This is a genomic window from Stenotrophomonas sp. CASM110 (assembly GCF_049384345.1).
GTDB classification, from domain to species: Bacteria; Pseudomonadota; Gammaproteobacteria; order Xanthomonadales; family Xanthomonadaceae; genus Stenotrophomonas; species Stenotrophomonas muris.
In genome coordinates, this window is record NZ_JBMRGI010000011.1 from 134620 (window position 1) to 144663 (window position 10044).

Sequence of the window (10044 nt, forward strand, 5' to 3'; positions counted from 1 at the left end):
CGGCGCTGCCTTGCGGGTGTAGAGCCGAGCCCGCGCTCGGCTGATTCTCTGAGCCGAGCATGGGCTCGGCTCTACAGGTGCGGGGCGTGCGAACCCCGCGTCTGATCAGAACGCCCAGGTGAACGTCAGCGAGCCATTGCGGCCATCGCCGTAGGCACCGTAGCCGTTGATCTGCGACAGGTACTTCTTGTCCAGCAGGTTGTTGAGGTTGGCCTGCACGCTGAACTCCGGCGAGAGGCGGTAGCGCAGGAAGGCACTGACCAGCGCGTAGCCGCTCTGTTCGATGCGGCCGTAGGCCGGCACCGGGTAGTAGATGCGGTTCTGCCAGTTGGCGCCGCCGCCGACGGTCAGTGCCTGCAGCGACTGCGGGGTGTAGCTGGTGAACAGTTTCAGCGCGGTCTGCGGCAGGTTGGTGTTGATGTCGGCGCCGTTGATGTCCTTGGCCACATAGCGCGACGCACCGAAGGTCGCATTCCAGCCCGGGGCGAGTTCGCCGTTCACCTCGAACTCGAAGCCGCGGCTGACGGTGCCACGCGCGGCACGATAGGCGAACTCGTTCTGGCTGCCCTGCACCGGCTCACCGGTGGCCTGGCCGACGTTGTCCTGTTCGATGCGGAACACGGCCAGCGAGGCGTTCAGGCGGTTGTCGAACCACGCGCCCTTGACGCCCACCTCGTAGCTCTTGCCATCGACCGGATCGAGGTAGCTGCCATTGCGGTCCTTCAGCGTCTGCGGCTGGAAAATCTCGGTGTAGCTGGCATAGGTCGAGTACGTTCCGTTGATGTCGAAGACCAGGCCAGCGTACGGCGTGGTCACCTTGTGCGCGCGGTCGGCGCCTTCACCCTCGCTCTTCCAGTCGGTGTAGCGTGCGCCGATGATCAGCTTCAGCGGATCGGCCAGCAACAGGCGCACGGCCGCGTAACCGGCCTTCTGCGTGATGGTGCCCTCGCTGGCCAGGGCCAGCGGGTTCCAGTTCGGCTCACCGATCTTGCCCGTCCAGTTCAGATAGCTGGCGAACGGATCCCAGGTCTGGCCCGGGCCACCGACCTGGTAGTCGCCGTAGTTGGCGTACTCGCGCTTGTTGTAGCTGAGGCCGGCCATCAGCTGGTGCTCGCGGCCGAACAGCTGGAACGGGCCATCCACGTAGCCGTCGACGCCAGTGACCTTGCGCTCGGTGTTGTACAGGCCTGCGGACGGCGAGATGCCCGCGCCAGTGGTCCGGTCGAAGTTCGAGGCGCCCGTGGTCCAGTCGTTGTAGGCGGGGTAGAACAGCTTGTCGTCGGCCCTGGTCTCATCGTGCGTGGCACCCACCTTGAACTTCCAGCCGTTGCTGAAGGCGTGTTGCAGGGTCGCGAAGGCCCGCTTGCTGGTGGTGTCCCAATAGGTCCACTCCGGGCTGGCGTTGAACGATCCGTCGTAGCCGGTGCGCGAGCCATCCGAATACAGCATCGGGAAGCCGCCCCAGGTCGCACCATTGGCGCGCTTCTGCTGGTAGTCGTAGCCCACGCTCAGCTGGGTGTCCGGGGTCAGGTCGGCATCAATGACGGCGTAGCCCAGCGTCTTGCGCTGGTTGTAGCGGTCCATCTGGCCGTCGGTATCCAGGTAGCTGCCGATCACGCGACCGCGCACGCTGCCGCTGGCGTTGAGCGCGCTGCCCACATCCACCGTGGTGCGGGTGCGGCCCCAGCTGCCGACGTTCACCGAGACGCTGCCGGTCAGCTCGGCGCTGTCGGCATGCTTGCGGATCAGGTTCACCGAAGCGGACGGGTTGCCGGCGCCGCTGAGCAGGCCGGTGGCGCCGCGCACCACTTCCACGCGGTCATACAGCGCCAGATCCAGGCCGGAGTCACCGTAGCTCCAGTTCTGCACCATCTGCGTCGGCAGGCCATCGAACTGGTACGCATCGATATAGAACCCACGCGCGTAGAACTCGGTGCGCTCGCTGTCGGACTGGGTGCTGGTCACGCCGGTGGTGTTGGCCAGCACGTCGATGATGTCGTCGAGCTTCTGATCTTCGATGCGCTGGTGGCTGATGATGCTGACCGACTGCGGGATCTCGCGCGGAGCCAGGTCGAAGCGGGTACCGGCCGAGGTGCGGCGCACCGAATAGCCTTCGGCGCGTTCGCCCTTGACCACGACCTTGTCCAGCGTGGTCGGGTCGGCGGCGGTGTCGGCGAAGGCGGCCGGGGCCAGGGCGCAGAGTGCAACGAGTACGGCAACGGACAGCCGCTGCGGCTGCGGGATACGGAAGGCGGAACAGGTCATGGGGGTCCTGGACGAGCACGCGCGCTCGGCCGGCATCCAGAAGGCGAGGCGCTACGGGTGGGAAACGGGCGGGCAGGCCGTCCTGGCACCACCGGAAACGAAAGAAATGGTAATACGAACTATTCCTATTTACAAATCATGAGCGAGGTAGGCGCTCACGCGGGCCGCGACGCAGCGCATGGTGTTCAGCGCAGCAGCGGCAGCGGATCGCGCGCGCCATCGGCGCCGTAGATGCCCCAGTGCAGGTGGGGCGGCGTGCCCTTGGCATTGCCGCTGTCGCCTACATGCCCGAGCAGGTCGCCGGCCTGGACCACCTGGCCGCGCGCCAGGCCCTCGGCCCAGTCGTCCAGATGGGCGTAGTAGTAACGTTCGCGCCCGGGCCCGATCACCCAGACCTGGCGGCCACCGAGGCCGCGCTCGCTGACGTCCGCGATGACGCCGGCAGTGACGCTGCGCACCGCGGTGCCGCGCTTGGCGAAGATGTCGATGCCGGCGTGGGAGCGGTCACGGCCACGTGGTGCGCCGAAGGTGTCGGCGATCTGGCGTGGCCGCACGCCGTCCACCGGCACCGCCAGTTGCGTGGCCGGCGGCATACGAGAGAGTGTCCACAGCAGCTTCGGCGCAGCGGCCCATGGGCTGTTCCACAGCGCCATCGCGGCAATGAGGGCGATGGCCAGCCACAGGCCGCGCAGCAACCAGCGGCGCAGGCGACGGGCGGGGGAGGGCGGTGTACTCATGGTTTCAAAGTGTAGAGTCGAGCCATGCTCGACTGCTGTTGCGTTGCGATCAGGAGGCAGTCGAGCATGGCTCGACTCTACAGGCCTGGCAGCAGCGGCACTTCGAAACTCCGCTTCAACGTCCCCAGTGCCACCGACGTTCTGAAGCGTTCGATGTTGTCATCGCCGCCGAACAACCGCTCGGTAATGGCCTCGTACTCTTCCATCGACGCCGCCGAAAGCAGTAGCAGGAAATCGCCATCGCCGGTGATCGCGTAGCACTGCTGCACCGCCGGGTCGTCCTGCACGCGGCGCTTGAACGGCGCCACGTGATCACGTTGCTCGCTGACCACGCGCACTTCGACGATGATGGTCAGTGGCCGCCCGACCTGGGCGGCGGCGATCACCGCCACATTGGCCGCGATCACGCCGCTGTCCTGCAGGCGCTTGATGCGGCGCTGCACGGCCGGCGTGGACAGGTGCACGGCCTCGGCGATTTCGCGCTGCGGCAGGGTGTTGTCCCGCTGCAGCAGGTCGAGGATGGCGCGGTCGAAGCTGTCGAGCACGGGGGCGGTGGCCATGGCGAGCAGAAGTTGCACGAACGGGCCGTCAATTGAGCCAAGTGCTCGGCGCTGGCGCAATAGACTTTGCCCATGCAGACCCCACGACTCGCGCCGATGTTGCCGGCGCTGGCGGTGCTTGGCTCGGTCACCTCGCTGGCCATCGGCACCTCCTATGCAAAACACCTGTTCCCGCTGATCGGCGCGCAGGGCACCAGCGCGCTGCGCGTGGGCTTCTCGGCGCTGTTGCTGCTGCTGTTCTGGCGGCCGTGGCGCTGGAAGACCAGCCGCCCGGATGCGATCACCATCCTGCGCTACGGCCTCACCCTGGGCCTGATGAACCTGCTGTTCTACATGGCCCTGCGCACCATTCCCTTCGGCATCGCGGTGGCCATCGAATTCACCGGGCCGCTGACGGTGGCCATGCTGTCGTCGCGACGGCCGATCGATTTCCTCTGGGTGGGCTGTGCGGCGGTGGGGCTGCTGTTGCTGCTGCCGATCGGCGGTGGTCCGGCGCTGGATCCCGCTGGCGTGCTGTATGCGATGGGGGCTGCGGCGTGCTGGGGCCTGTACATCGTGTTCGGCAAGCGTGCCGGCCACCTGCACGCCGGGCATTCGGTGTCGCTGGGGCTGCTGGCGGCGTCGCTGGTGGTGGTGCCGGTGGGCGTGGTGCACGCCGGCGCCGCGCTGCTCGATCCGAAGATCCTGGCCGCCGGGCTGCTGGTGGCGCTGGTGTCCAGCGCGATCCCGATGTCACTGGAGATGATGGCGCTCAAGCGGCTGCCGAAGGAGACCTTCGGCATCCTGATCAGCATGGAACCGGCGGTGGCCGCGCTGTGGGCGATGCTGCTGCTGCACGAGCACCTGCATGGGCTGCAGTGGCTGGCGATCGGCTGCACGGTGCTGGCCTCGGTGGGCAGCACGATGACCGCGCGGCGCCTGAAGGCACCCGTCACCGCCTGAAAAAAAGGGGACGGAGGGGATTAAGTCGTTTATGCCCCGATTTAGGGGAGCGCCGGGCGGCGCCCGGCGCAGAGCGTGCGGACCAACGGTCCGCACCTACCGTAACGGCGGGTCAGCGCAGGGCGTCGGCCGGGACGTCGATCTGCATCGCCAGGGCGAGGTGATCGGAGAACGCGGCTGGTACGGCTTCCACGGTACGAGTCTGCAGGCCACTGCTGACCAGGATGTGGTCGATGGCGCGGTCGGGGCGCCAGCTGGGGAAGGTCGGCACGATGCAGCCCGGGGGCTGCAGCCGGGTCTTCTGGTACAGCACCTGCATTTCCGGGCGTTCGGCCAGGCAGTTGAAGTCGCCCATCAGCACCGCGTTGGGGTGGTCGGACAGCAGCTCGGCGATGAAGCCCAGCTGCGACATCCGCGAGCCCGCGCCCAATGACAGATGCGCCACCGCCACCGCCAGGCCATCGGTACCATCGCCGAACTTGGCCAGCAGCACGCCGCGCCCGCCGATGCGGCCGGGCAGGGCATGGTCCTGCACTTCCACCGGTTCCAGCTTGCTCAGCAGGCCATTGGCACTGGATGCCACGCCGCCCATGCGCCGGTTCGGCTGGTGGCTCCAGTAGTTGAAGCCGGCGCGCTGGGCCAGGTAGTGGGTCTGGTTGGTGAAGCCCGAGCGCAGGCTGCCCGGATCGGCCTCCTGCAGGCCGACGATGTCATGGTCGCGCGCCAGGGTGGCGATCGCGTCCAGGCTGCTGCGCTTGCGCCCCGCCGGCAGCGCATGTGACCAGCTGCGGGTCACATAGTCGCTGTAGCGGCGAGTACTTGAGCCGGCCTGGATGTTGGCCGTCAGCAAGCGCAGGGTCCGTGTACGGGGGGAATTCACGGCCGGGAAATGCTTCTCTTGGATCAGTGAGCCTGGGCCGCACCGCGTTCGCGGGCGATCAGGTGGTCGGCGATGCGCAGCATGTCCGGGAAGCTCTTGCCCTTCACCAGGTACTTGCCGTTGACGATGATCGACGGGGTGCCGCTGATCTGGCTGCGCTGGGCGAACTGCTTGGCCGAGTTGGTCTTGGCGTTCACCGCGAAGCTGCCCATGGTGGCGGCGAACTGCTTCGGATCCACGCCATAGGTGGCGTAGAACTTGGCGATGTCTTCCACCGAGTCACGGCCGCGCTCGCCCTTCAGGGTCTTCTGCGAGTGGATGGCGGCGTACAGCGCTTCGTGGGTCTTTTCCTGCACGCCCAGGGTCTGCGCGGCGTAGAAGGCACGGGCGTAGTCATCCCAGGTGCCGCCGAACATGGCCGGCACGTAGACGAAGTTCACGTCGCTGGGCAGGCCGGCCTTCCACGGGCCGACCAGCGGCTGGAATGCGGCGCAGGCCGGGCAGACGTAGCCGAAGATCTCGGTCACTTCGATCTTGCCGGCAGCCGGCTGGAACGGCTGGCCGTTCGGGATCACCTGGTAATCGGCGCCTTCCACCGGGGCCGGGCCGGTCAGCGCGGCGGTGGTCGGGGCCGGCGCCGCGGCGGGGGCGGCTTCGGCCGGGGCCTTTTCGCCTTCGGCGGCAGCCGGAGCGGTGCCTTCGCTGCCCGTGGCCGGCGCAGCGGCCGGTTCGGCGGTGGCCGGGGCGACTGCCGGTGCGGCCGGGGCCGCGGTGGTGTTGGTGCTGCCGTCATCAGCCTTGCAGGCAGCCAGGATCGGCAGCAGCGCTGCGAGGGCGAGGGCGTAACGGATCTTCATGGAAACGTCTCCAGCATCTGGAAAGGTGGGGGCCGGCGCCAGGCGCCAGCCAGGGGGAAATGATGACATGCGGCGGCGACAGCGCCGTGTCGAGGGTGGGCGTTGGTTCAGCGGCCGCGGGCGGCGCGGGCCTGCGCGATCAGCGCCGAGGCGATGCGCAGCTGGTCGTCGAAGCTGTTGCCCCGCACCAGGTACTGGCCGTTGATGATGATGGCCGGGGTGCCCGGGATCTTGGTGCGCTGGGCGAACGCGCGCGCGGCCTCGACCTTCTTCTGCACGGCATCGCCGCGCAGCGCCTGGAGGTAGCGGTCCGGGGTCACGCCGTAGGCCTTGTAGAACGTGGCGAGCTCATCGGCCGAGACGTTCTGCATCGGCAGCGATCCCTGCTCGTGCAGGGCCTTGAACACGGCAGCGTGGCTGCGCTTGGCCACGCCGACTTCGTCGGCGGCGTAGTAGGCCAGTGCCCAGGCATCCCAGGCGCCACCGAAGGCCGCCGGCACCGGGGTGAAACGCACGTCGGCCGGCAGCTTGGCCGCCCAGGCTTCCAGCTGCGGTTCGAAATGGGCGCAGTGCGGGCAGGTATAGCCGAAGACCTCGACCACTTCGATCTTGCCGGCCAGCGGCTGGAACGGGCCTGGCTGGGCGATGCGCTCGTAGTCTTTGCCCTCGACCAGCGGGGCATTGGCGGGGGTGGCGGCGCAGGCTGCCAGCGGCAGCAGCACCAGCACGGACAACAGCAGGCGGGAAATCAACCTCATCGACACGCATCTCCGTTGAAAAAAGCAACGCCGGCGCGGTCGCCGGCGTGAAGGAAACATACCGCAGCCGTGGGCCGGCGTCGCGGCCCGGGCCGACCAGTGGTGGTCAGGGGGCGGCAGCCGGTTGCGTCGGCGTGGCCGCAGCGGCCACATCGTCGGCCTTGTTGTGCAGGCCCTGCAGGTAGCTCGACAGCGCCTGCACCTCCTGCTCGCTGAGCTTCTGCGCGACCGTGGCCATGATCTGGAAGTGCGCCTTGTCGGTCTCGTTGGTCTGGCCGGCCTGGTACTCCTGCAGGCGGCGCGCGACATAGCTGGCGTGCTGCCCACCGAGGTGCGGATAGGCCGGGCCGGGATTGCCGGCACCGCTGGGGCCGTGGCAGGCCATGCAGGCCGGCAGGCCGCGCTTGGCATCGCCGCCGCGGTACAGCTGCTGGCCGATCTCGTAGAACTTCATGCCCTTGTAGGGGCCATCGGTCACTGCCGTGTCATCGGCGATGCCGGCGTTGGCCTTCTGCGTGGCGAAGTAGGCGCCGATATCGCGCATGTCCTGCGGGGTGAGGTTCTGCACGAACGGCACCATCGCCACCGCCGCGCCGGAACTGCGCTGGCCGTTGGCGATCAGGGCCATCTGCTGGGCCACGTAGCGCTCGCTCTGGCCGGCAATGGACGGGTACATCTCCACCGTGGAGTTGCCGTCGGCACCATGGCAGGCCGCGCAGGCCGTCGCCTTGGTCTGGCCGGCCTTGGCATCGCCCCAGTGGGTCTTGCTGAAGTCCACCTCCAGCGAGGCGGTATTGATCGGCCCGTTGTCGGGCAGCGGGGTCAACGTGGTCTGCGCGAACGCAGCAGCGGCAACGACTACAGCAGTGGCAAGGGCGGATACGGCAAGAACGCGAGCGTGGCGCATGCTGAAGCTCCGTATGGACCGGGCCGGACGGTGGCCGCCGGCATCGCCCGGATTATCAACGGCGTTTCCGCGCACGGTCAACGCAGCAGTGCAGCAAAATGGCCGCAGCGGCCGCCGGCACGGGCGCGCGGCGCCGCAACATGCGATCCTAGGCACATGTCATTGCTCATCGAACGCGCCCGTTACCACCTTTCGGCCCACAACGTGCGGCAGCTGCCGCCCGACGAAGGGGCTGAAGTGGCCTTCGCCGGCCGCTCCAACGCCGGCAAGTCCAGTGCGCTCAACGCGCTGACCCGCCAGAACGCCCTGGCCCGTGTCTCCAAGACCCCCGGCCGCACCCAGCAGCTGGTGTTCTTCCAGGTCACCCCGGAAGCGCATCTGGTCGACCTGCCCGGTTACGGCTACGCCAAGGTGCCGCTGGACCTGCAGGCGCACTGGCAGGCCTTCATTGACAAGTATTTCCGCACCCGCGAGGCCCTCAAGGGCCTGGTGGTGGTGATGGACATCCGCCACCCCCTGAAGGACTACGACCGGCAGATGCTGTCCTATGCCGTGCAGCGTGGCCTGCCGGCGCACGCGTTGCTGACCAAGGCCGACAAGCTCAGCCGCAGCCAGCAGATGCAGTCCCTGCAGAAGGTGCGCAAGGAGCTGCAATCGGCTTACGGTGACAGCGTCAGCGTGCAGGTGTTCTCCGGCGAAGACCGTACCGGCGTGGACGAAGCCCGCGGCGTGATCGGCGGCTGGCTGGGGCTGGAATAAGGCTCTCCGGTCGCCCGGCTGGCAGCCGGGCGCTACCCGATCGGGTGGGTGCCGACCTTGGTCGGCACACCCTCACAACGGCGAATACTCCGCCGGCACCCACGCATAGGCCTGGCCCTCGCCACGCACATGGCCCAGGCCCGGGAACGGCAGGTGCGCACCGGCCACCCACCAACCGTTGGCGGTGGCCTGCTGCAGCAGCCCGCGACGGCTGGCGATGGCCGCCTTGCGGTCCGAATCGGCCTCGAATGCCGCTTCCGGGTGCGCGAACTGCACCGCATGGAAGTGCAGCACATCACCCCACACCAGCAGTGACTGGCCCTGGCTGTCGAACCGGTAGGAGACATGGCCGGGGGTATGGCCGTGGGTGTCCATCGCCACCGCGCCACCGGGCAGGGCATCGCCGGGGCTGAACGTGCGCAGGTGGCCGCTGGCCTGGTAGGGCGCGACCGCGTTGCGTGCCAGCGGGAAGGCGAAGCGCACGCCCTTCGGCGCCGTGGCCTCGCTGGCCGGGCTGAGCCAGTAATCGGCATCGGCCTTGGACAGCCACACCGTGGCATTCGGGTAGGCCGGCTTGCCCTGCGCGTCGAGCACGCCGCACAGATGGTCCGGGTGGGCGTGGGTCAGCAGCACCTCGTCCACCTCGGCCGGGTCCACGCCGGAGGCGCGCAGGTTGCCCAGCACCTGGCCCAGGCCGGGGCCGAAGCACTGCGCGGTGCCGGTATCGACCAGGGTCAGGTGGTTGCCCTGGCGCACCAGGAAGGCGTTGATCGCGGTCTGCAGGCCCTTCTTGTCTTCCGGTACGTAGCGGCCTTCCAACAGGCGGCTGACCAGTGTCGGCGGCACGTCGACCACTTCCTGCCGGCCCAGCGCGACCACGCCGTCGAACAGGGCGGTGACCTGCAGCGCACCAACGCGCTGGTGGTAGACGCCGGGCACCTGCTGGGTGGGAGCGGGCGAGGTGGCTTCGGCCAGTGCAGCCAGCGGCAGGGACGACAGGGCCAGCAGCAGGGCGCCGCGCAGCGGCAGGGGACGCAGGATCATGGCGGTTCTCGGTGGATGACGGGCGGTTCCGTTGTGCCCAGCGTGCCGTGGCCGGCGTGTGCACGGCGCTCAAACCACTGCGCGGAATGCTCAGGGAAGGGGGGGCTGCAGGGCTGCGCCCTGCACCCGCAGAGGCAACGGCAACGGCCGAAGCAACAGCAACAGCGACAGCGGGCTATCTGGGATGGCGGGGTGGGTCCGGTTGCGGGAGACGCCGTAAACCCCGCTCCGCGGTCCGGCCCAGTCGCTGGCGGCTGGGCGTTCGGGCGCTTGCGAAGCAGTGCTTCGCAAGCAAAGCGCCCTCACCCATGGGGGCTTGGCCGCGGCATGGATGC

General features: G+C 68.4%; 10 protein-coding genes. 2 read left to right on the forward strand and 8 right to left on the reverse strand.

All coding sequences use genetic code 11. The features are described from left to right. Positions 1–105 precede the first annotated feature (105 nt). The 3 genes from fhuE to VG561_RS11980 form a co-directional block, all read right to left on the reverse strand. Positions 106–2265 carry a ferric-rhodotorulic acid/ferric-coprogen receptor FhuE gene (fhuE, locus tag VG561_RS11970; protein ID WP_423179616.1) on the reverse strand — a complete coding sequence of 720 codons (2160 nt, stop codon included), beginning with the start codon at positions 2263–2265 and terminating at the stop codon, positions 106–108. A 185-nt stretch (positions 2266–2450) separates the two neighbouring features. Further along, positions 2451–3002, reverse strand: a complete 552-nt coding sequence (locus VG561_RS11975) for a M23 family metallopeptidase (RefSeq protein WP_053495113.1) — start codon at positions 3000–3002, stop codon at positions 2451–2453. 77 nt (positions 3003–3079) lie between these two features. Then, a complete protein-coding gene (locus VG561_RS11980) occupies positions 3080–3562 on the reverse strand; it encodes an Lrp/AsnC family transcriptional regulator (protein ID WP_134809288.1) in 483 nt (160 codons plus the stop codon). Between the two features lie 72 nt (positions 3563–3634). Here VG561_RS11980 and VG561_RS11985 point away from each other — a divergent pair, with 72 nt between their 5' ends. After that, on the forward strand, positions 3635–4504 hold the full coding sequence (locus VG561_RS11985; RefSeq protein ID WP_126411362.1) for an EamA family transporter: 870 nt from the start codon (positions 3635–3637) through the stop codon (positions 4502–4504). Positions 4505–4616: 112 nt separating this feature from the next. Here the strand turns inward: VG561_RS11985 and VG561_RS11990 are convergent, their stop codons facing one another. The 4 genes from VG561_RS11990 to VG561_RS12005 all read right to left on the reverse strand — a co-directional run bounded on the left by VG561_RS11990 (position 4617) and on the right by VG561_RS12005 (position 7906). After that, positions 4617–5354: an endonuclease/exonuclease/phosphatase family protein gene (locus VG561_RS11990; RefSeq protein ID WP_021202520.1), complete on the reverse strand. Its 738-nt coding sequence runs from the start codon at positions 5352–5354 to the stop codon at positions 4617–4619. Between the two features lie 53 nt (positions 5355–5407). Next, complete coding sequence (locus VG561_RS11995) at positions 5408–6241, reverse strand: thiol:disulfide interchange protein DsbA/DsbL (protein ID WP_262093047.1); 834 nt, start codon at positions 6239–6241, stop codon at positions 5408–5410. A 107-nt stretch (positions 6242–6348) separates the two neighbouring features. Beyond that, positions 6349–6999 carry a thiol:disulfide interchange protein DsbA/DsbL gene (locus tag VG561_RS12000; RefSeq protein WP_032960695.1) on the reverse strand — a complete coding sequence of 217 codons (651 nt, stop codon included), beginning with the start codon at positions 6997–6999 and terminating at the stop codon, positions 6349–6351. A gap of 106 nt (positions 7000–7105) precedes the next feature. Further along, on the reverse strand, positions 7106–7906 hold the full coding sequence (locus VG561_RS12005; RefSeq protein WP_014648400.1) for a c-type cytochrome: 801 nt from the start codon (positions 7904–7906) through the stop codon (positions 7106–7108). A gap of 156 nt (positions 7907–8062) precedes the next feature. Here VG561_RS12005 and yihA point away from each other — a divergent pair, with 156 nt between their 5' ends. After that, positions 8063–8665 (forward strand): ribosome biogenesis GTP-binding protein YihA/YsxC, encoded by a 603-nt coding sequence (yihA, locus tag VG561_RS12010; protein ID WP_005411022.1) that lies wholly within the window; start codon positions 8063–8065, stop codon positions 8663–8665. 72 nt (positions 8666–8737) lie between these two features. Here yihA and VG561_RS12015 read toward each other — a convergent pair whose 3' ends face one another. Next, positions 8738–9709: an MBL fold metallo-hydrolase gene (locus VG561_RS12015; protein WP_046432495.1), complete on the reverse strand. Its 972-nt coding sequence runs from the start codon at positions 9707–9709 to the stop codon at positions 8738–8740. Positions 9710–10044: the final 335 nt, after the last annotated feature.